We start from the raw sequence: 22,457 nt of genomic DNA, 5'->3' as shown, positions 1-22,457 counted from the left end.
TCAGCGGCGTGCGGCGAACTCCGCCACCATCGCCTCGGCGCTGCGCACCGCGGCGCGGCAGGCTCTGGTGGTGAAAGGGTCGTTGAGCGGATGATCCGCACGTCGGCGCCAGCGCTGCGCCGCGGCGAAAGCGGCCCGTGGACCGTCGTGCCGGTGCTGCGGATCCAACCCCAACCGGGCGGCGGGACTGGTGCCTGAGCCGCCAATGATGCGCCGCAGCGAGACGAGTTCTTCGTCATTCAATGTCGTTGCCTGCGAAGGCAACAGGCTCAGAACACGCAGTTCCTCAAAGGCGTGTGTGTCGGCCAGCAGTGGATCGATATCGGCGATCACGTACGGCGTCGCCATGACCGGGTGCGCCTGCACGAACCGGCGCAGCGAGACCAGCGCCGTATGTGCCTTGAGCATGTCTGAGCGCTGCGCGAACTGCTGATCGATCACCTCCCGCAGGGCCACCAGCCCACTGCGTTCGAGCAGTTCGGCGGCCAGCCCAGTCGAATCCGCGATCCCCGCCGCCAGGCCGGCGATCGAGATACGGATTCCGAACATGCCAAACCGCTCCAGCAGCTGCGCGCGGGTGCCCGCGTCCACCGGCAACGGACTATCCGGCCGGACAAAGCGATCCACGCTGAGCAGTGCCTTGTTGAGTTCGGTGCTGTCGGCGCCGGCCAGCTTCTTCAGCGCGGCGAATTCACTCTGGCGCAGCGTGCGTGCGGTGAGCGCGAGCAGTCCGGATACCGGCACCACGGCCTGACAGATGCCCGTCCGACTCAGCTCGGCGGTGAATCGCTTCGCCACGTCTTGGGCCGAGGACATGGCATCGATCCGGCCCGCACCGATCTCATCGGCCCGCGACGCGACCCCGATGATGCCCAGCGCTCCCGCCGAGTCCCCCACCAAGCCGCCAATCTGTTTGAGCAGCGCGATATCCGCGGCGTTGAGGGTTCGCAGCAGGAAGACCACGGCATCCACCCTGGGCACCCCGTCCGCGGGCACCAATAGCCGCAACGTGCGTTCGGAGGTATCCCGGTTCAACGACGATGTTCCGGGAGTGTCGATGATCGTGGTGTTGACGAGTTCTTCTGCTGGCCATTCGACGTCCAAATCCGCGATCTCGGCCGGGTTAAGCCGGCGCAGATCGAAGCTGAGGCCATCCCGGTGGGTGATGGGCACGTTGACGCGGCGCCCGCCACGGTGGTTGGCCGTCACCCTGGGAGTCGGGCCGTGCCGGAACCCGGTGACGATACGGGTGGCCTCGGTGGCGTCGGTCGGCGCGATATCGTCGCCGACCAACGCGTTGACGAGCGTGGATTTGCCCGCCTTGAGGGTGCCGGCCAGGGCGATGCGGATCGGTTCGCTCAGCCGGGCACCAATGCGGTCGAGTTCATAGAAGACGTCCGCGCGCTGGCGGTAGGCCGGCTCACCACGGTAGGCCTGAATGGTTCCGCCCAGAATTGCGCGGACCCGATCGCTGGTGCTCACGCTCGTCCTAGGTTCGCCCGGGGGCTCACGCCAGGGCCCAATTTCAGCAGGTTGTCGGTGACCTGGCCGAGGATGTTGCGCTGTCGCTCGAGTTCGCGAACCCTGTTGTCGCGCTCGGCTTCTTCCAAGTGCGAGGCGGTGACCGTGGCCTGCAGCGATTCGTTCAACGACCGAGTGATCTCGTTCGCGATTTCGCGGTAGTGGTCACGCAGGGTCCGCTGGATCATCTTGAGACGGTCGCGCGATTCCTTGCCAACCACGAACGAGACATCGTCGACGAAGCGCCGCACGTTGGTCTTGGCCTCAGCACGCGCGCGCAGCAGCCGATTTTCACGGTCTTCCTTGTAGGCCATCCGGCCGAGTATCAACCCGGCCCCCACTGACACGGGATTGAACAGACCCAGCCCAGCCACCGAGGACAACATGCCGATCATCACGACGCCGCCGTAGGAACCCCGCAAGCCGGTCACCACTTTCTGGGCCTTGCCGGCCGGCTTGGCTTCCAGTTGGGCGGGGGCCTTGAGCTGACCGAACTCGGCACCCATGGCCCGCTTGCTCAGTTCCGGGGACAGCACCGAGTCCAGACCGGCGTCGGCGAAAGACCTGGCAACGTCGTCGGCCAATGCCTCGCCGCGCTGATATGCCCAGACGAAGTTGTCGCCGACGGCGGTGGCGATCGCGTTCTCCACGTCGGTGCCGATCTCCGCCCAGTGCAGGGTCGGATCGCAGGAATCTATCTGGCGCTCAGCGTCTTCGGTAACGGCACGGAACCGGGCCCGCAGATCATGATCCACATCGGTACTCAGGTCGGTGAATCCGTCGTTGAGCACCTGCTGCCACAGTGCGGTCTGCTGCAAGGCATCGTTGGCTTCGCGCTTGCGGCGCTCCAGGTCGCCCGCCAACCTGTCGCGCAGTGCGGGATCGTTGATGACCGCTAGCTCGGAGTCCACGGAGATCGTTAATTGCTCGGCAGCCGAACGCATTTCGCGCAGCACCTCATCGCGCACCCGGTCGGTTTCACGGGAGAGCACCTTTTCGCTGAGGAATTTGACGATCGCCGGGAAGTTGGATTCCTCGTTGAGTTCCTTGTCGTTGAGCGTGACCGCATGACTGCGCAATAGCGACGAGACGGGAATGATCGGCATTGGCACCCGAGCGCGCTGCAGGTGCGCGGCATTGGTGTTGACGATCTCGCGCCAGTGCGGATAGAGGTCGGTCTTGGTCGCAACCACCACCCCGGCCGGACAGAGCTGATGCGCCTTTCGCAGAAACCACATCTCCGGTTCGGTGAATTCTTGGCTGGCGTCACTGACCATCAACATGGCGTCAGCGTCTGGCAACAGCCCCAGGGTCGCAGACAGATGGGGCTGCCCGTGGCCGCCGACGCCAGGGGTATCGATGAAAGCCAACCCGCCTTGCAGCAGCGGGCTGGGTGCGCCGATCTCGACCCGCAGGACTTCGCGGCCGCCCGCCTGCGGCGCCCGGCGCAAGTCGGTGTTGATGTCGTCGACTGGGACGTCGATCGAGGTGGTTTCGCCGTTGGGCCCGGCGGCCACGATGATCCGGGCCGATGGCTGCGGGCTGTAGCTGACCACCGTGACCACCACGGTGGCCTCGTCATCTCCCACTCGCGCCACGGGCAGGTTGAGCAGAGCGTTGAGCAGTTGGCTCTTGCCCTGTTTGAGCTGCCCAGCGATCACCACGCGGATCTGTGGATCGGTGATCCGCTGGCGAGCACGGCGCAAGCGCCCCACCAGGTCATTGCGCTCGTTGAGTTCTGCGATCGCGATGGTGTGGTCGATGAGTTCGACAATCACGCCGACCCGACGCGGGTCATCGGGTTGGGTCACCGCATTGCCCCACTTTCTCGGTCGCTGTGTATTTCAGATCACGGTATGCGCATAAACCGGCGGGGACCACGAAGGTCCCCGCCGGTTTCGCGATTACGGCTCAGAACCCGTGCGGGTCAACCGGACCGTGTGACGGCGGATCGACATGCACCGGCGGTGTGTGGGTCACCGGAGGCTCGTGACCGAACACCGAGGGGCTCGGCGGCTCGTGATGCGCCGGCTGTTCGGCCGGCACGTGCGGTTGCGGCGTCACCACCGGCGCGTGCTCAACCGGCGGAGTGTGCGCCGGCGTCGGCGTCGCGACGTGCGGCGCGGGCGCATTGATCACCGGCGGGTTCGCGCCACCGTGGCCGGCACCGGCGCCCGGGCTCTGGATGACGGGACCGTTGCCCGACGGTGGGCTCACCTGACCGCCGGCCCCGGCTCCGGCACCCCCGCCGCCCTGGATGACGGGCCCTTGACCGGTAGGGATGGTCGGCCCGTGCTCTACCGGCGGGATCCCGCCGGTGACGCCGCCGTTGCCCCCGAGGGTGGTGCCTTCCTGGCCAAGGATGTCTCCGTGGCCCGTCGATCCACCCGAGGTGCTCCCGCCACCGAGGCCGGCCTGGCCGCCAGCGGTGCTCCCGCCGCCGACGCCTACCTGGCCGCCAGCGTGTGTGCCACCGCCAACTCCGGCGCCCATTCCGGCTCCCGGGCTACCCGCCGTGCCACCCAGCTCCGTTCCCGCGCCGCCCGCCGCGCTGCCGCCCAGCCCGGCCTGGCCGCCAATGTGGGTACCGCCACCAAATCCGCCAGCCGCCTCGGCGCCTGCACCGCCCGCGGCGCTGCCGCCAAGTCCCACACCAGCGCCGCCGGCGGCGCTGCCGCCCAGCCCGGCGGCCATTCCGCCGCCCGCACCGGAATGGGCCCCTATGCCCGTACCACCGGCTGCCCCCAGGGCGGCGGGCTGCGGATTGGGATGCCCGCCCAAGGTGGTGCTGTCACCACTCAGGATGCTGCCCCGACTGCCAGCCCCGAGGCCCAAGCCCGCACCGCCGGCTGCACCGGCCTGACCGCCAACTCCCACACCGCCCAACGGGCCTGAAACATGTGGGGTGGCAGCACCATTGAGCGCGGCGCCTTCGCTGGCAATCAATCCGGCTTGACCGGTGGCTCCCAGCGATGCGTTGCCACCGATGCCGGTCAGGCCGCTGACGTTGCCGACGCCGGCAAGCCCGCCACCGACCGCGGCACCCGCTTGACCGCCCAGCGCCGCCTGGCCACCAATACCCAGACCGGCTTGACTAGCGATACCTGCCGAACCACCGGCAGCAAGACCGGCCTGGCTGGCGATACCGGCCTGGCTAGCGATGCCCGCTTGACCGGCAAGACCGGCCTGACTGGCTATGCCCGCCTGACCAGCAAGACCGGCTTGACCAGCAAGTCCGGCCTGACTGGCGATACCCGCTTGACCGGCAAGACCCGCTTGACCGGCAAGACCCGCCTGACTGGCGATACCCGCCTGACCAGCAAGACCGGCCTGACCAGCAATGCCGCCACCTGCCTGGCCAGCGATGCCGCCGCCCGCTTGGCCCGCGATGCCACCGCCTACCTGGCCACCGGCGCCAACCTGGCCATTGCCAACGACGCGGCTTCCAAAGCCCGCACCTGCGCCAACCGCACCGCCGGCGCTACCGCCAATCGCACCACCAGCGCTACCGCCAGCCTGACCACCCACGCCAGCCCCACCACCGAAGCCACCACCGATCGCACCACCAGCACTACCGCCGACCGCACCACCGGCCTGGCCACCAACACCGGCACCAACACCGACGCCAGCCTGACCACCCAGCTGCCCCTCAAACCCAGCCTGGCTCACAAACCCACCCCCCAAACCAAGCCCGGCCTGACCACCCACGCCAGCCCCACCACCGAAGCCACCGCCGATCGCACCACCAGCACTACCGCCGACCGCACCACCGGCCTGGCCACCAACACCGGCACCAACACCGACGCCAGCCTGACCACCCAGCTGCCCCTCAAACCCAGCCTGGCTCACAAACCCACCCCCCAAACCAAGCCCGGCCTGACCACCCACGCCAGCCCCACCACCGAAGCCACCGCCGATCGCACCACCAGCACTACCGCCGACCGCACCACCGGCCTGGCCACCAACACCGGCACCAACACCGACGCCAGCCTGACCACCCAGCTGCCCGTCAAACCCAGCCTGGCTCACAAACCCACCCCCCAAACCAAGCCCGGCCTGACCGCCGAGCGCGCCACCAACATCAAGACCAACATTGCCGCCGATCCCGGCGCCAACCGTGGCGCCGGCCTGAGCGCCCAGCTGCGCGTCAAACCCAGCCTGGCTCACAAATCCACCGCCCAGACCAAACTCACCAGCGCCGCCGAACCCGCCGCCGAGGCCAAGCCCGGCCTGACCCCCCAACCCGCCGCCGAGTCCAAGTCCGAGCCCACCACCGACAGCGGTCTGACCGCCAAGGCCCACTCCCAGACCCGTTTGCGCGCCGATCCCAAGGCCCAAACCGGCGCCAGCCTGACCGGCAAATCCCCCCTCAAAACCGGCTCCGATGCCCAGGCCGGTTTGTGCGCCCAGGCCGGTCTGGGCGCCGAACCCGAGCCCGAGACCGGCACTGGCTTGCGCACCGAACCCGGCCTGAATACCGGCCCCGAAGCCCAGGCCGACCTGGCTGGCAAGCCCAACCTGGCCGCCGAAGTCTCCGGTTGCCTGCGTGTAGGCAAGGCCCGGAACAACTCCGCCGACACCGGTCTGCCACCCGAGGCCACTCTGGTTCCACAACCCAGCTCCCAGACCGCTTGTCAGCCCGCTGGCCAGGCCTGCCCCAATGTCGGCCGCAACGACATTCGCCACCGAGGCACCGATGTCTGCACCGGCAAAGCCCGCATCAGCCGCAACGACTCCCGCGTCACTCACGACCGCGGCAGCGTCTTGAGCAACGACAGCACCCGCATCTTGAGCAACGTAGCTCGACGCGGCGCCCACCTCCGAGGCCGGCGCAAGCCCGTATTGGTCCGCCACCGCTTGCTGCAATCCCCCAATCGGGTCCCCAGCACCAAGGTTGAGAAATGGCAGCGCATTGGCCGCGGCCGACGAGATCTCCACCGGAGACACGTTGACCAGTCCGGCGTTGGTCATGGCCTGCCCGGGAGATGCGACGAACGACCGTGCCGCGTCTTCGCTGCGAAACAGGCTCAGGATGTAGTCGACAAGCGAGGTCATCTTCATTGTCCCTTCAATCGAATGTGTGAAGTTGTTCGCCGAAACGACCGGCGCTCTGCCATAAACGCTATGGATTTGGCCCTTCCTCGAAATCGGGGCCAGATCCCCCAGACCAACGAGTACCCACCGGGATCAACCGGGTCACCCCATTAGGGGATTAGGGGAAATCGAGCACCCTCAACGCACATGCGGGAACCGCCTCAAAAACCAGCATTTCTGCACGTCACATGCCAATGAAGGGCCGCCAGAGGCGGCCAGCTAGATCACTAGCGAACGGAGTTCACCCGTGGATACCGAAGCCGTGGTGATCGGGCTCGGTGACATGCGGGTGATCGACTGGGTGATCCCAGATAGCCGGATCAGCCGCCGGCAGGACGCCGTGGTCAAAGGTCGGGTCGGGCGTCTCGGCACCCGTGAACAGCACTGATGGCTGATGGGGTTCGAACCCTACGGGATGCGGATCGGCGGTTACCTCACCGGAGGCGACGGGTGTTGGTTCGTTGATCACACCGCCCGACGGTTGGTGCTGTGGGACGACCGCCCCGGCAACCTGCGGTGAGAACGAGTCCAGCGCGGCCGCCGCCGCACCGCTCGCCCAAACGTTGCCGTGATCGGCAGGTTGTGCACCGGCAATCGCCCCGCTCGGGTCGGCCATGGACAGTGAATCCGACACCATCGGGATCAGATTGTTGACGTCGGCGCTGGTCACGTCCGTAAGGTGGGCATCGGCGATAGCCTGCGCGGGGTTGGCCGCATACCGTGCGGCCGCCGCGGGGTCACGCACCAGCGCGATGACGAAATCGAGCAACGAGTTAGCCATCTCGCGCCTCCAAATCGCACATTTTCCGCGTCGGGGACGATGCTATCCGGTGATGCCACCAATGTGTTCGGTGTCCAACCCGCGTATCCCACGGCCCCATTAGGGGGTGGCGCGTTAGGGGATTTTGGGGTTCCGGGGTAAGAAACAGTATGGCCAGAAATCCGCTGCCACCCGCAGATCATGCACGGGGAGAGCGAGATGGGGTGTCCAAGGGCCACGCTTCACGCGACGACACGTCGGCGCCCCCTAACTCGGCCGCGGTTCCCGCTCCCGCACGCGGGCTGATCGATGAACTCGCAAGCGGCGGCGCAACCCCGGTGAAGGCGTTGATCGGCGGCGGCATCGGGACCGGCAAGACAACCGTGCTGGGCACCGTCCGCGACGCCCTGCGCCGCGCCGGGGTTACCGTCCGTACCCATCCCACCGGGGACTGCGAACCCTCCGAGGTGGCGCTCGTGGTCGACGACGCCCACCTACTCGCCGAGGACGAACTACTGCGCCTGGCCGAGTGGGTCGCAGATCCCCAGGCCACCGTGGTGGTGGGCACACAGCTTTATCAGCAACACCACGCGCTGCGTGCGCTCGCGACGACCATCGAACGCGAACGACCTCAGATATCGCTGGGTCCGTTGCCGGTCGCCGACCAACTTCGGGATAGCACCGCGGGTATGCCGTTCTTGGTCGAGGCGGTATCCCGCGAGACCGACTCCCCGGTCCCGGCGGCCAGGTTTGCCCTCATCGAGCGGTTGCGCCGACTCGACGAACCCACCCTGGATGCGCTGCTCATCATGTCGTTGACCCAGGAATCGGGAGCCACTGACGTGGCCGCCGCACTTGATGTGTCCACCTCGGACGCGCGTCAGCTCGTCGATCGTGTGCACGCCAGCGGACTGGTCGAGCCGTCACATCCGCCCGCCTTCCTGCGGCTGGTACATGAGGCGGTCGTACACATCGTCGGCAACACACACCACCATGAGGTCGAGACCTCCCTGCTGCGATCACAACTCGACATCTCGCCGATGTCGCAAGATCTCGCGCTGCGACTGGCCGAGCACGGGCTGCACGGTGAGCGATTGGCGACCGCCCTCGCCGGATACGCCTCGGCCGCGCGCGGTGACCCCGCGCAGACGGCGCGGCTCTACCGGGCGGCCGTCAGTGCCGGCGCAACAGAACTGAAATCCCAATTGGCCGATGCGCTGGCCCGAAACGGCGACTGTGCGGGCGCGGCGGCGTTGGCCGACGAGCTGCTCGGCTCCGCGGATTCCGCGCAACGCGCCGCGGCGGTGCGGATCACGGCCAGCGTGGCGACCCATGAGGGCAACACGGGTCAAGCGGCCGAGCTGTTCGGGTGGTTGGGCCCCTACCCGGATGCGGTCGTTGGTTCGTCAGCGGCGATCGTGCTCGCTGCGGTGGGCGATCTGCAGACCGCCCGCGCAGCGCTGGACGTGAAGGACACCGGCCCGCCGACCATGGCGGCGCGGGCCGCGCGCGGTCTTGCCGACGGACTGCTGCTGACCATGGGTCAGCCGTATCCGGTGGCCATGGCGAAGCTGGGGCAGGCCATCGCGGCGGACCAACCGATCACCGAGGCAATCCCCGACAGCCCGGCCGCGCTGGTGACGTTGGCCGCGATTCATGGCGGTGATCCGGTCCGCGCACGCAGCGTGATCGGGCGTGCGGTGCGCTCCGGAACCGACCAGGTGTTCCATCAGCGCCACCTGCTGCTATCCGGCTGGATCAAGATGCAAGAGGGGCAACTCCCGTCGGCCAGTGCTGATGTCGCCGCGGCTTGCTCCGGTGCACCAATGCATCGACGCGACGCACTGTGGGCCGCGGCACTTGAAACCGCGATCGCACGCCGCAGTGGCGATGCCGGTGCACTGCAAAAGCATTGGAATGCGGCCATGGAGGTGCTCGGCGAGTATTCCCTCGACCTGTTCGCATTGCTGCCGTTGGGCGAATTGTGGGTAGCGGCCGCCCGTAATCGCCAGGTGGACCAGCTTCAACACACTTTGGATCAGGCCTTTTCGCTGCTGAATTCACTTGGCAACCCGGTCTTGTGGTCAAACTCACTTCATTGGGCCGGGGTGCATGCGGGAATCCTGGCCAACTCGCCAGGTGCTGTTGCACCACACGGACAGGCGCTTGGCGCGGCCGCTGCCGGGAACGCTCTGGCGCATGCCCTGTCGGTCGCCGGACGGACGTGGCTGCGGGTGCTGGCCGACCAGGTGGATGTCGAGGAGGTCACCGTCGCCGCCCGGTCATTGTCGGGCGTGGGACTGACGTCTGACGCGACCAGGCTGGCCGGTCAAGCCGCCCTGCAGACGCCCGATGCCCGGGTCTCTGGAGCCATGTTGCAACTGGCTCGAGACCTGAAGCTGGCCAGCGGCTTTGACGATCCCACCGATGCGGAACCGGTCGCCGGTGCGGCGCCCGCACCCCGCCGGCCAGCGGCCGGATCCCCCCTATCCGATCGGGAACGCGAAGTCGCCGAGCTACTGCTGTTGGGCATGCCTTACCGCGACATCGGCGCCCAGCTGTTCATCTCCGCGAAGACGGTTGAACACCACGTCGCGCGGATCCGTCGTCGCCTCGGCGCGGGCTCTCGCTCGGAGATGTTGTCGATGCTGCGGGCGATGTTGACGGCACCGGGCTGAGACAAAAATGTCCTAAAGCGAGCGAGCCTAGGTTAGGACAGCCTTTCTCGCGGCGAATTAGGCAAAGATGTCAGTATGAGCAGGTTGAGCTGCCAGTAAGCACACTGAAATGCATTGGAGAGTACTTCGGTGACCACGCAGATGCTCATCAGACTGACAGTTGGAATGGGCATGACCGCGGTCGTGGTCGTGCTCGCTTTGCGTCGGGTCTGGTGGCTGTACAAGCTGATCATGTCTGGGCAACCAGCCTCGGGACGTACCGATGACATCGGCGCCCGGATCTGGACGCAGATCGCCGAGGTGTTCGGTCAGCGGCGGCTTCTGAGATGGTCGATCCCCGGCATCGCGCACTTCTTCACCATGTGGGGCTTCTTCATCCTGCTCACGGTCTACATCGAGGCCTACGGGTTCCTGTTCGTGGAGAACTTCTCCATCCCGGTGATCGGCCACTGGGACGCGCTGGGCTTCCTGCAGGACTTCTTCGCCACCGCGGTGTTCCTGGGCATCGCTACCTTCGCCATCATCCGGATCAAGCGGAACCCGCGCGAGATCGGTAGGGCGTCGCGGTTCTATGGCTCGCACAACAGCGGTGCGTGGCTCGTTCTGTTCATGATCTTCAACGTCATCTGGACTTACGTCTTGGTCCGGGGCTCAGCGGTCAACAACGAAACGCTTCCTTACGGCAAGGGCGCATTCCTGTCCCAGCTGTTCGGGGCGATCCTGCGCCCGCTTGGTCAGCCCGCCAACGAGATCATCGAAACCACGGCGCTGTTGGCGCACATCGCGGTCATGCTCGCGTTCTTGATCATCGTGCTGCACTCCAAGCACCTGCACATCTTCTTGGCTCCGATCAACGTCACCTTCAAGCGGCTGCCCGACGGGCTGGGTCCGCTGCTGCCGGTGGAAGCCGACGGCAAGCCGGTCGACTTCGAGAACCCGCCCGACGACGCCATTTTCGGCCGCGGCAAGATCGAGGACTTCACCTGGAAGGGCATGCTCGACTTCGCGACCTGCACCGAGTGCGGGCGCTGCCAGTCACAGTGTCCGGCCTGGAATACCGGCAAGCCGTTGTCGCCCAAGCTGGTCATCATGGACCTGCGCGACCACTGGATGGCCAAGGCGCCTTACATCCTGGGTGAGAAGACCGCGGATCCGCTCGAGGGTCTTGACCTCGAGACCGCCGCCGAAGAAGGCCACCACGTGCCCGAATCCGGCTTCGGCCGGGTGCCCGGAGACGGTCCCGAGCAGGCCGCGCGCCCGCTGGTCGGTACCGCCGAACAGGGTGGTGTCATCGATCCCGACGTGTTGTGGTCCTGCGTGAGCTGCGGCGCCTGCGTCGAACAATGCCCGGTGGACATCGAGCACATCGATCACATCGTCGATATGCGCCGCTACCAGGTGATGATGGAGTCGGAGTTCCCCTCCGAGCTGTCGGTGCTGTTCAAGAACCTGGAGAACAAGGGCAATCCGTGGGGCCAGAACGCTTCGGACCGGACCAACTGGATCGACGAAGTCGACTTCGATGTCCCGGTCTACGGCGAGGACGTGGATAGCTTCGACGGCTACGAGTACCTGTTTTGGGTGGGTTGCGCCGGCGCCTACGACGACAAGGCCAAGAAGACCACCAAGGCCGTCGCCGAGTTGCTCGCCACCGCGGGTGTGAAGTTCATGGTGCTGGGCGCCGGGGAGACCTGCAACGGTGACTCCGCCCGCCGGTCCGGCAACGAGTTCCTGTTCCAGCAGCTGGCCCAGCAAGCCATCGAGACCCTAGACGGCGTCTTCGAGGGCGTGGAGACCGTCGACCGCAAGGTCGTCGTCACCTGCCCGCACTGCTTCAACACCCTGGGCAAGGAATACCGGCAGCTGGGCAGCAACTACAGCGTGCTGCACCACACCCAGCTGCTCAACCGGCTGATCCGCGACAAGAAGTTGGTCCCGGTCACCCCGGTTTCCCAAGATGTCACCTATCACGACCCGTGCTACCTGGGTCGGCACAACAAGGTCTACGAGGCGCCGCGTGAGCTGATCGGCGCCGCCGGGGCCAACCTTGCCGAGATGCCACGCCACGCCGAGCGCAGCTTCTGCTGTGGCGCCGGCGGGGCCCGCATGTGGATGGAAGAACACATCGGCAAGCGGATCAACCACGAACGCGTCGACGAGGCGCTGGCCACCAACGCTTCCACCATCGCCACCGCGTGCCCGTTCTGCCGGGTGATGGTGACCGACGGTGTCAACGACCGGCAGGAAGAAGCGGGCCGTTCCGGTGTCGAGGTACTCGACGTGGCCCAGGTGCTGCTCGGCTCGCTCGACCGCGAAAAGGCAACGCTGCCGGAGAAAGGCACGGCCGCAAAGGAAGCCGAAAAGCGGGCGAAAGCTGCGCCTAAGGCCGCCGCCCCGGCCGCGCCCGCCCCGGCGCCAGCCGAGGCACCCGCGAAGGCTGCTGAGGCCCCGGCCGCCGCCACAGCGGCCAGCCCGGCCGCACCGGCCAAGGGGCTGGGCATGGCGGGTGGCGCGAAACGACCGGGCGCCAAGAAGGCGGCTCCGGCGCCAGCAGCCGAAACCGCGGCAGCTGAGGCCCCGGCCGCACCGGCCAAGGGCCTTGGTATGGCCGCGGGCGCCAAGAAACCCGGCGCCAAGAAGGCGGCCGCGCCCACCGGCGAAACCAAGCCGGCCGAGGCGGCCGCACCGGCCGCACCGGTCAAGGGGTTGGGTATGGCCTCGGGCGCGAAGCGACCTGGGGCCAAGAAGGCAGCGCCACCAGCTGCTGCGGCACCGGAAGCGGGCGCGACGGCACCGGCTCCCGAGGCCGCGGCCGCGCCCGCGGAACCTGCCGCACCCGCCGCCCCGGTCAAAGGCCTGGGAATCGCCACCGGCGCCAAGCGTCCGGGGGCGAAGAAGGCACCCGCGCAGGCGGAAGCGCCCGCCGCGGCGGCCCCCGCCCAGCCGGAGCCCGAGGCAACACCGGAACCCGAGCCGGCCAGCAAGCAGGATGGGGAACCGACTCCACCTGCGGCGCCGGCCGCCCCGGTCAAGGGTCTGGGCATGGCACGGGGCGCGCGTCCGCCGGGCAAGCGCTGACCGTGGCTTGACACCTGTCAGCAAATATCAGTAGACAGCGATGAGACCATGGTTGACGTGACCACTCACCAGCTGCCCTGGCACGCCTCCAGCCACCAGCGCCAGCGTTCCTTCGCGCAGTCGTCCAAGCTTCAGGACGTCCTGTACGAAATCCGCGGTCCGGTGCACCAGCAGGCCGCGCGGCTGGAGACCGAAGGGCATCGGATCCTCAAGCTCAACATCGGCAACCCCGCGCCGTTTGGCTTCGAGGCGCCGGACGTGATCATGCGCGACATGATCCAGGCGCTGCCCTATGCGCAGGGGTACTCCGACTCGCAAGGGATCCTGCCGGCCCGACGTGCCGTGGTCACCCGCTACGAGCTCGTCGACGGCTTTCCCCGATTCGACGTCGACGATGTCTACCTGGGCAACGGTGTCTCCGAGCTGATCACCATGACGCTGCAGGCCTTGCTCGACAACGGCGACCAGGTGCTGATTCCCGCACCCGACTATCCCCTGTGGACGGCGTCGACCTCGTTGGCCGGCGGCACTCCGGTGCATTACCTATGCGACGAGACGCAGGACTGGCAGCCCGACATCGCCGACCTGGAGTCCAAGATCACCGAGCGCACCAAGGCGCTGGTGATCATCAACCCCAACAACCCCACCGGCGCGGTCTACAGCCACGAAATCCTCACCCAGATGGTGGAGCTGGCCCGCAAGCATCAACTGTTGCTGCTCGCCGACGAGATCTACGACAAGATCCTCTACGACGACGCCAAGCACATCAGCGTGGCCACGCTCGCCCCGGACATGCTGTGCCTGACCTTCAATGGCCTGTCCAAGGCCTACCGCGTTGCCGGATACCGGGCGGGCTGGCTGGCGATCACCGGTCCCAAGGAGCACGCCAGCAGCTTCATCGAGGGAATCAGCCTGCTGGCCAACATGCGCTTGTGCCCGAACGTCCCGGCCCAGCATGCGATCCAGGTCGCCCTGGGCGGCCACCAAAGCATCGATGATCTGGTGCTCCCCGGCGGTCGTCTGCTCGAACAGCGTGACGTCGCCTGGTCCAAGCTCAACGACATTCCCGGGGTGTCCTGCGTCAAGCCCAAGGGTGCGCTGTATGCGTTTCCCCGGCTGGACCCGGAGGTCTACGACATCGCCGACGACGAACAACTCGTGCTCGATCTGCTGCTGTCCGAGAAGATCCTGGTCACCCAGGGGACCGGGTTCAATTGGCCGGAACCGGATCACCTGCGCCTGGTGACCTTGCCGTGGTCGCGTGATCTGGCGGCGGCCATCGAGCGCCTGGGCAACTTCCTGGTCAGCTACCGGCAGTAGCACCGAACTCGACGGCATTTACACGACGACGGTGCCGTCCGCGCCGTTCGGGCCGGGCTTACCCCCGGGGCCGGGGTCACCGCCGGTGCCGCCGTGGCCAGGCATGGGACTCCCCGTGAGCGCCTGAGCGTCACCGCCGTGCCCGCCGGTGCCGCCGATGGCCAGGGGTCCGAAACTGTTGCCCCCCTTACCTCCATCGCCGCCAGCGGCGATCCCGGTCCCTGTGGTCGAGGCAAAACCACCCGCGCCGCCGGTGCCTCCCGCTGTAAATTCCTGTGCGGCGCCGTCGCCGCCCCGCCCGCCGATGCCACCCGTGGCGGTAGCGGTTGAGGCCCGATTGATGATGCTTGCGCTCCCGCCGGCCCCGCCGGCGCCCCCGACGACGCCCATGACTCCGGTGCCGCCAGTGCCAGCGGTGCCCGCCGCGCCAGCACCGCCGGTGGCGTTGCCCGTTCCGTAGTTGATCGCAGCACCGCCGGCTCCTCCGGCTCCGCCGACCACGCCGGTGCCACCCGTCCCGGCGGTGCCACCGAAGGCGTTTCCGGCTCCGTAGTTGATCGCAGCACCGCCCGCGCCCCCGGCGCCACCGTGGCCGGTACCGCCGTTGCCCCCATCACCACCGGCGCCGCCGGTGGCATCAAACACTGAGGCGCTGCCGTCGATTCGGGTGAATCCGCCGGTACCGCCGGCACCGCCGTCGGTGGCGCCGTCACCGCCGTGACCGCCGGCACCGCCTTGCGGGGCCGCCGTCGCGGCGCTGTTATTGATGTCCACTCCACCGCCGGTACCGCCGGTACCGCCGACCCCGGCGCTGCCGGTGCCGCCCCGACCGCCGACGCCGGCGGTGACAGTTCCGGTCCCGGCGTTGTAGACATATCCGCCGGCGCCACCATTGCCGCCATCGGTGCCGTTGCCACCGGCACCACCATTGCCGCCCGTGGCATGAGCCGACGAGGCGCTATTGACGATGTTTGCCGAGCCGCCCGCGCCGCCGGCTCCCCCGGCGCCGGTGCTGCCATCGGTGCCGGCCGCACCGGCGGCACCGATGGCGTTTCCGGTTCCGTAGTTGTACCCACTACCTCCCGCGCCGCCGTCGCCACCGATGGCACCGGTGCCACCTATCCCGGCGGCGCCGCCGATCGCGTCGCCAGCCCCGTAGTTGTTGGCGACGCCGCCGGATCCACCGTGCCCGCCGGTGCCGGTGCCGCCGCTACCGCCATCCCCACCAGTGCCGCCGGTGGCGTTGGCCGTGGAGGCACTGCCGTCGACAGACGCGGATCCTCCGTTGCCGCCGGCCCCGCCGTTGGTGGCGCCGTCACCGCCGTGGCCGCCAGCCCCGCCGACAGGGGAGACCGTGGAGCTGACGTTGTTGATCTCCACGTTCCCGCCGTCGCCGCCGGCACCGCCTACCCCGGTGCTGCCGGTACCGCCCCGACCACCGACGCCGGCCGCGACATTTCCGGTCCCAGCCGTGTAGACATCACCGCCGGCACCGCCATGCCCACCATCGTTGCCGTCGCCACCGGCACCACCGTTGCCGCCCGTAGCGGTGGCCGTCGAGGCGCTATTGAGGATGTTTGCGGCGCCGCCCCCGCCGCCAGCACCGCCGGTGCCCCCGGTACCCCTGCTACCGGCGCCGCCATCGCCACCCGCGCCACCGGTGGCGTTTGCGGTTCCGTAGCTAATTGCGTTGCCGCCGCCGCCACCGGCCCCGCCGTTGGTGCCGACGCCGCCATCGCCGCCCCGACCGCCGCTGCTGCCCATCGCACCACTGTCACCGCCGGTGCCGCCATTGCCGCCGTTCCCGCCGCCGGGTGCGGAGTTACCACCGGCCCCGCCAGCACCACCGTTGCCGTAGAAGCCGCCCGCGCCACCGTGCCCGCCGTCGCCACCGTTGCCGATGGCGGGGCCGGCAGGGCCATCGGCGGCATAGCCGGCCCCGCCGGCACCGCCATTTCCTCCGTTGCCGGCGATGATGGTGCCGGCGGCACCGCTGGCACCGGCGACCGCACCCGCGCCACCGGCCGCGCCGCCGTTGCCGCCACCGCCGACCGCGCCGGGGTCACCACCGGTGCCGCCCATGCCCCCGGAGGGGGCCGCGTCGGGGCCGACCCCACCGGTACCACCGTTGCCGGGCGCCCCCGGGTTTCCGCCGGCGCCACCGGCCCCGCCGTTGCCGTTCGCGCCGGCCGCGCCAAACAAGGCCGACCCATGCCCGCCGGCCCCGCCCGCGCCCCCGTTACCGCCAGCGCCCCCGCCACCGCTGTCGCCGCCGTCGCCTCCGGTGGCCGCAAGCACTCCGGCGGCGGTGGCGTCCCAGCCTGCGCCGCCAGCCCCGCCGGTCCCACCGGCCCCGCCAGCGCCGCCTTGGCCGCCGGCCCCACCAACCCCGACGAAAAGTCCGCCGTTGCCGCCGGCCCCGCCGTTGCCGGCATTGCCCCCGTCACCACCGACACCACCAACACCGCCCGCCGAAGTCGAGGTCCCCGCGGTACCGGCGGCGCCCACGGCGCCGTCCGCGCCGGCCCCACCCATGCCCCCTGCCCCGCCGTTGCCGAACAGCACCGCGTTGCCACCGGTTCCGCCGACTCCACCGCTCACACCTGCGCCGCCGACTCCACCGGCCCCGCCGGCCCCGCCGTTGCCCAACAACCAGCCGCCGCTGCCGCCCATCCCGCCGGCCCCACCGCCGGCCCCACCCATACCCCCAGCACCCCCGGTGCCGATCAGGCCGGCCGCTCCCCCGGCCCCGCCGGCCTGGCCAGCCGCGCCGGATCCGCCGTTGCCGCCGTTGCCCCACAAGAGCCCCCCGGCACCACCGGCGGCTCCGGTTCCCGCCAGTCCATCGGTGCCATTGCCGATCAACGGACGCCCCAACAACGCGTTGGTGGGTGCGTTGATCACCGCCAGCACCTGCTGCTCCGCGGCCTGCAACGGTGAAGCATTGGCCGCTTCGGCGGCCGCGTAGGCGCCGCCCGCTCCGGTCAAGGCCCGCAGAAACTGGTCGTGAAACGCAGCCGCCTGGGCACTGATCGCCTGGTAAGCCTGGCCATGGCCGGAAAACAACGCCGCAATCGCGACCGACACCTCATCATCGGCAGCGGCCATCACCCCGGTCGTCGCCCCCACGGCCGCGGCGTTGGCCGCGCCGACCGATGAGCCGATGCCCGCCACATCGGCGGCCGCCGATGCCAGCATGTCCGGTATTGCCACCACATACGACATCGCAAGTCTCCCAACCGATTAGCCGTCGACTACTGGTGAATCGCGCTCGGAATCAGCAGAGGGTAACCCCGGCAAACTCAGAGTTTTGACCACACAGGTTCTTTTGCGAAACGACACAGCAAACTCGCAGCAGAAACCTCGCGGCGCAGGTCAGAACCGAGGACACGACCGGCTTGAATCCGCTCCCGACACGGCCCTCGCATTCCCCGGCCGGGGCGGCGCGATCGCGAGGAATCTTGTGCGTGCCGCATTAATACTTGCGAATTTGCCCAATCGGCCGCGCCCAGCAGCAACGATGGGTCTAGTCCCGTCGATTGATGGTTAGCAGCGATCGCCGAGACGGCGTTGAACGGTGAGTCATGGGTCGATACGTGTTGGTGAGGTGGTCGAAATGTCATTTGTGATCACGGCGCCGGAGGCGCTTACTGCGGCGGCTACGGATTTAGCCAGTCTCGGGTCAACGATCGGCGCGGCGAACGCCGCAGCGGCGGCGCCTACCACCGCGGTGCTGGCCGCGGGCGCCGACGAGGTGTCGGCGGCGGTTGCGGCGCTGTTCGACGCGCAGGGCCAGGCCTATCAGTTGCTCAGCGCGCGGGCGGCCACGTTTCATGAGCAGTTTCTACAGGCCTTGAGCGGGGGTGGGGCTTCGTATGCGGCCGCCGAGGCTGCGGCCGTATCGCCGCTGCTCGACGCGATCAATGCTCCCGTGCTGGCGGCGACCGGGCGCCCGCTGATCGGTAACGGCGCCAACGGCGCCCCGGGGACGGGGGCCGACGGTGGGGCGGCCGGGTGGTTGATCGGCAACGGCGGGGCCGGCGGGTCGGGAACCCCCGGCACGGCAAGCGTCAGCGGCGGCAACGGCGGCAACGGCGGGGCCGGCGGGCTGTTGTTCGGCACCGGCGGAGCCGGCGGCGCCGGTGGCACCGCATCGAGCCTCAGCGATTCCATACCCGGCGGAAACGGCGGGTATGGCGGAGCCGGAGGGCTGTTGTTCGGCCGCGGCGGCGCGGGCGGGGCCGGCGGTTTCGGTAACAGCTCCACCGGCGGTATCGGCGGACTCGGCGGGAACGGCGGACTGTTCGGCGCTGGAGGCGACGGCGGAGTCGGCGGGTTCGGCACCTTTGCCGGCAATGGCGGCGACGGCGGCACCGGCCTGTTCGCCGCCGGCGGGGACGGCGGGGCCGGCGGGTCCGGCCTGACCCAGGGTGGCGACGGTGGGATCGGCGGGGCTGCCCTTGGACTTTTCGGCGCCGGCGGGGCAGGCGGCACTGGCGGCGAGGGCGGCCTGTTCGGCGGGGCCGGCGGAATGGGCGGCAGCGCCGGCATGCTCTTCGGCAATGGCGGGGACGGCGGCGCCGGCGCCGCGGCGACCATCGGCAACGCGGCTGGGAACGGCGGCGCCGGCGGCAACGCCGGCATGCTCATCGGGGCCGGTGGCGCGGGCGGCAACGGCGGATTCGGCTTCAGCGCCTCCGACGGCGGAGCCGGCGGGGCCGGCGGTAACGCCGGCTTCCTCTACGGTGCCGGCGGCGCCGGCGGGGCCGGCGGGGACAGCGTGGGCGGTGCCGACGGTGGGGACGGCGGCAACGGCGGCAAGGCCGGACTAGTTGGTCAGGGCGGTGACGGCGGCGCCGGCGGAAACAACAACTCGGGATTCGGCACCGGGGGTTCCGGCGGTAAGGGCGGTGACGCCGTGCTGATCGGCAATGGCGGCAACGGCGGCAACGCCGGTTCCGGCGGGGTGGGCCCGGGTATCGCCGGCGCCGCCGGCATCGGCGGACTGCTCATCGGCGAGGACGGAATGGCGGGGCTGACACCCTGATCGCCCGCATTCAGCGGCAGCAAAATGTCGCCACGAGTGGTCGCGTTACGCGCTTGAATAATGTTCGCGAAAGACCACTACGTGGTGCCGCTGCCAGCATACGATGCGCTTCTATCCAGTCGTTAGTGACCGGGCGGTCCCCCCGCTGTGTGTCACGCACTGAGCTGAAATGGGAGGGATCACATGGCGTTTCTGTTCGTGGCACCGGAGACATTGACGGCGGCAGCGGCGGACATCGCCGGGATCGGGTCGACGCTCGGCGAGGCCGGCGCGGCCGCGGCCACCCCGACCACCGCGGTACTGGCGGCCGGCGCCGACGATGTGTCGGCGGCCGTTGCGACGTTGTTCAGCTCCTACGGACAGGCCTATCAGTCGCTCAGCGCCCAGGCCGCCCAGTTTCATTCCCAATTTGTGCAGGCAATGCAGGCCGGCGCCGGCTCGTACGCGACAGCTGAAGCAAGCAACGTCGCGCAGACCGCGCTGGACCTCATCAACCAGCCCGTCCTGACGCTGACCGGGCGCCCACTGATCGGCAACGGCGCCAACGGGGCGGCAGGCACCGGCGCCAACGGAGGCGCCGCCGGCTGGTTACTCGGCGACGGCGGGGCGGGCGGGTCCGGAGGGTTGGAACAGCAGGGCGGCACCGGCGGCGCGGCCGGACTGTTCGGTAATGGCGGCGCGGGCGGTGCCGGCGGGGCTTCAACGGTGGGCACCGGTGCGGCCGGCGGCGCGGGTGGGGCCGGCGGACTCTTGTGGGGCCAGGGCGGCATCGGCGGTACCGGTGGATCCGGAATCGACGGCGGGGCCGGCGGCGCCGGGGGTGCCGGCGGCGCACTATTCGGCATCGGCGGCGCCGGGGGCCAGGGCGGCATCGCCAGCACCGGATTGACCGGGGGTGGCGCCGGCGGAGACGGTGGCGCCGGCGGCCTCTTCGGCAACGGCGGGATCGGCGGTACCGGCGGTCTGGCCAGCGTCGGGCCTGGCGGGGTCGGCGGCAACGGCGGCGCGGCCGGCACCCTGCTCGGCAACGGCGGTGGTGGCGGCGTCGGCGGGTTCGGCGCTACCCAGGGCGGCGACGGCGGCGACGGCGGCACCACCGGCATCTTCGGGGGTACCGGCGGCGCCGGCGGCGCGGGCGGACAGAGCACCAACGCCCTCGCAGACTCCGTGGGCGGTAACGGAGGCCAAGGCGGCGACGGCCGGCTCTTCGGCAACGGCGGTGCCGGCGGCGTCGGCGGGGCCGCCTACACCAGCAACATCCTCATGAACGCCACCGGCGGCAATGGCGGCCAGGGCGGTACCGGCGGCACGCTATTCGGTAACGGTGGTGGCGGCGGCACCGGCGGAGCCGGCTTCGTCGGCCCCAGTTCCGCCGGTGACGGCGGCAACGGCGGTGGCGGTGGTAGGGCCGGGCTGATCGGAAACGGCGGGGCCGGCGGCGCGGGCGGGGCGCCCGGCCCGAACGGCGGCTTCTCCGGCGGAAACGGCGGAAACGGCGGCGATGCCGTGCTGATCGGAAATGGCGGAAACAGCGGCGACGTCGGGCTATCGGGCGCCGGCACCCCGGGCCTTCCGGGCAACGGCGGGCTGTTGATCGGCACGATCGGGAATACCTGATAGTACGAGCCTTCGAGCACCGGATTGGCGCTGAAATCAGTTCCTTTCCAACAACTCCAGCAAGTAGCTGCCGTACCCGGACTTGACCAGGCTGCGTGCGCGCCGCATCAGTTGTTCGTCGTCAATCCAGCCCAACCGCCACGCCACTTCCTCGGGAACACTCACTTTGAGTCCCTGCCGCCGCTCCAGCGTCCGGACGAAATCGGCGGCGTCTAGCAGCGAGTCGAACGTGCCGGTATCCAGCCAAGCCGTTCCGCGGGCCAGCATCTCGACGTTGAGCCGGCCGTGGTTCAGATAGGCCTGGTTCACCTCGGTGATCTCATACTCGCCGCGCGCGGATTTCTTCAAGCCCCGCGCGATCTCGATCACGTCGTTGTCGTAGAAATACAAGCCTGGCACCGCATAGTGCGACTTCGGGGTGGCCGGTTTTTCCTCCAGGGAGAGCGCGGTCCCGTCGGCGCTGAACTCGACAACACCGTAGGCAGTTGGGTTTGCCACCCAGTACGCGAAAATCGTTCCGCCACTGATGTCTTGGAATCGGCGCAGGCTGGTGCCCAAACCCGGGCCATAAAAGATGTTGTCCCCCAACACCAATGCCACCGAGTCGGTGCCGATGTGGTCAGCGCCGATGACGAATGCCTGGGCCAGACCATCGGGCTGATCCTGGGTTGCATAGGTGATGTTCACGCCGAAATGCGTTCCGTCGCCCAGTAGGCGGTGAAACCCGGCAGCGTCATGGCGGGTGGTGATCAGCTGGATGTCGCGGATTCCGGCCATCATCAGGGTGGTCAGCGGGTAGTAGATCATTGGCTTGTCATAGACCGGCAACAGCTGCTTGCTGATGCCCATGGTGATCGGGTACAGGCGGGTGCCCGAACCGCCGGCCAAGATGATCCCGCGCATGAGTGGCTCCTAGTTGCCTTTCGTCGAACTCAATCGACCAGGTCAGCCTCGGTGAGTTCGGTGGCCGCCAGCGCCGACACCAAGTCGTCATGGCGGAAAACCGAGGTGACGTGATCGCGGACCACCCGGAATGCCGAGGCGGCGTTCGCGACGCTGTCGGGGTCGTCGCGGCCGATGATCCGTTGCTCGACCACCACAACACCGTCGTGCACGTACATGCGGCCCATCTCGGCGGTCGTCTGCAGCGAGCTGGCCCAGCGCCGCAGCGCCTCGTGGCCCTGGGCTGCTCCGTGCGCGTCGCCGATGTCGATATCGTCGCTGGACAGGGCCACCAGGGTGTCAATGTCAGCGGCGTTGAGGGCGTCGCTCCAGGCCAGCACGGTGGCAATCTCCGATGTGGTCATGGCCTGCAAATTACCGTGTTCGCCTAGCCCGCACG

11 protein-coding genes and 1 pseudogene are annotated in these 22,457 nt (G+C 68.9%); 5 read left to right on the top strand and 7 right to left on the bottom strand.

The genetic code is table 11. The features are described 5' to 3' along the window. From iniC to CCUG20998_RS02875, 4 genes are all read right to left on the bottom strand, one after another. Positions 1–1,482 carry an isoniazid-induced dynamin-like GTPase IniC gene (iniC, locus tag CCUG20998_RS02890; RefSeq protein ID WP_020731626.1) on the bottom strand — a complete coding sequence of 494 codons (1,482 nt, stop codon included), beginning with the start codon at positions 1,480–1,482 and terminating at the stop codon, positions 1–3. Further along, complete coding sequence (gene iniA, locus CCUG20998_RS02885) at positions 1,479–3,332, bottom strand: isoniazid-induced dynamin-like GTPase IniA (protein ID WP_020731625.1); 1,854 nt, start codon at positions 3,330–3,332, stop codon at positions 1,479–1,481. The genes iniC and iniA overlap by 4 nt, the downstream gene beginning before the upstream one ends. A gap of 100 nt (positions 3,333–3,432) precedes the next feature. Further along, complete coding sequence (locus CCUG20998_RS27610; protein WP_161557091.1) at positions 3,433–6,576, bottom strand: IniB N-terminal domain-containing protein; 3,144 nt, start codon at positions 6,574–6,576, stop codon at positions 3,433–3,435. 280 nt (positions 6,577–6,856) lie between these two features. Continuing rightward, a complete protein-coding gene (locus CCUG20998_RS02875) occupies positions 6,857–7,396 on the bottom strand; it encodes an Rv0340 family IniB-related protein (protein WP_020731622.1) in 540 nt (179 codons plus the stop codon). 203 nt (positions 7,397–7,599) lie between these two features. On the opposite strand from CCUG20998_RS02875, the gene iniR reads away from it, so the two are divergent. The 3 genes from iniR (at position 7,600) to CCUG20998_RS02860 (ending at position 14,451) form a co-directional block, all read left to right on the top strand. Beyond that, on the top strand, positions 7,600–10,053 hold the full coding sequence (gene iniR, locus CCUG20998_RS02870; protein ID WP_036457002.1) for an isoniazid response ATPase/transcriptional regulator IniR: 2,454 nt from the start codon (positions 7,600–7,602) through the stop codon (positions 10,051–10,053). A gap of 129 nt (positions 10,054–10,182) precedes the next feature. Next, the gene (locus CCUG20998_RS02865; RefSeq protein ID WP_103654132.1) at positions 10,183–13,131 is read left to right on the top strand and encodes a (Fe-S)-binding protein; all 2,949 of its coding nucleotides are present in this window, start codon (positions 10,183–10,185) and stop codon (positions 13,129–13,131) included. A 48-nt stretch (positions 13,132–13,179) separates the two neighbouring features. Further along, complete coding sequence (locus CCUG20998_RS02860; RefSeq protein ID WP_020731619.1) at positions 13,180–14,451, top strand: pyridoxal phosphate-dependent aminotransferase; 1,272 nt, start codon at positions 13,180–13,182, stop codon at positions 14,449–14,451. An 18-nt stretch (positions 14,452–14,469) separates the two neighbouring features. Here the strand turns inward: CCUG20998_RS02860 and CCUG20998_RS02855 are convergent, their stop codons facing one another. After that, on the bottom strand, positions 14,470–17,676 hold the full coding sequence (locus CCUG20998_RS02855) for a PE family protein (RefSeq protein ID WP_116269087.1): 3,207 nt from the start codon (positions 17,674–17,676) through the stop codon (positions 14,470–14,472). A gap of 391 nt (positions 17,677–18,067) precedes the next feature. Between CCUG20998_RS02855 and CCUG20998_RS28265 the strand changes: the two are divergent. Next, positions 18,068–18,616: pseudogene (locus CCUG20998_RS28265) on the top strand (PE family protein); the annotation flags it as partial. 1,065 nt (positions 18,617–19,681) lie between these two features. After that, positions 19,682–21,115, top strand: a complete 1,434-nt coding sequence (locus tag CCUG20998_RS02845; protein ID WP_038578663.1) for a PE family protein — start codon at positions 19,682–19,684, stop codon at positions 21,113–21,115. A gap of 36 nt (positions 21,116–21,151) precedes the next feature. On the opposite strand, the gene rfbA is transcribed toward CCUG20998_RS02845, so the two are convergent. Next, positions 21,152–22,018, bottom strand: coding sequence for a glucose-1-phosphate thymidylyltransferase RfbA (rfbA, locus tag CCUG20998_RS02840; RefSeq protein WP_020731615.1), 867 nt, complete (start codon positions 22,016–22,018; stop codon positions 21,152–21,154). Positions 22,019–22,047: 29 nt separating this feature from the next. Beyond that, the gene (locus tag CCUG20998_RS02835) at positions 22,048–22,422 is read right to left on the bottom strand and encodes a nuclear transport factor 2 family protein (RefSeq protein WP_020731614.1); all 375 of its coding nucleotides are present in this window, start codon (positions 22,420–22,422) and stop codon (positions 22,048–22,050) included. Positions 22,423–22,457 lie beyond the last annotated feature (35 nt).

Source organism: Mycobacterium marinum, assembly GCF_003391395.1.
Classification (GTDB): Bacteria; Actinomycetota; Actinomycetes; order Mycobacteriales; family Mycobacteriaceae; genus Mycobacterium; species Mycobacterium marinum.
This window is presented reverse-complemented; position numbering and strand designations above follow the sequence as displayed.

Coding starts and splice junctions, on each gene's coding strand:
- CCUG20998_RS27610 (WP_161557091.1), bottom strand. CDS start 6,576: ATGACCTCGCTTGTCGACTACATCCTGAGCCTGTTTCGCAGCGAAGAC.
- CCUG20998_RS02860 (WP_020731619.1), top strand. CDS start 13,180: ATGGTTGACGTGACCACTCACCAGCTGCCCTGGCACGCCTCCAGCCAC.
- CCUG20998_RS02875 (WP_020731622.1), bottom strand. CDS start 7,396: ATGGCTAACTCGTTGCTCGATTTCGTCATCGCGCTGGTGCGTGACCCC.
- CCUG20998_RS02835 (WP_020731614.1), bottom strand. CDS start 22,422: ATGACCACATCGGAGATTGCCACCGTGCTGGCCTGGAGCGACGCCCTC.
- CCUG20998_RS02845 (WP_038578663.1), top strand. CDS start 19,682: ATGGCGTTTCTGTTCGTGGCACCGGAGACATTGACGGCGGCAGCGGCG.
- CCUG20998_RS02855 (WP_116269087.1), bottom strand. CDS start 17,676: ATGTCGTATGTGGTGGCAATACCGGACATGCTGGCATCGGCGGCCGCC.
- rfbA (WP_020731615.1), bottom strand. CDS start 22,018: ATGCGCGGGATCATCTTGGCCGGCGGTTCGGGCACCCGCCTGTACCCG.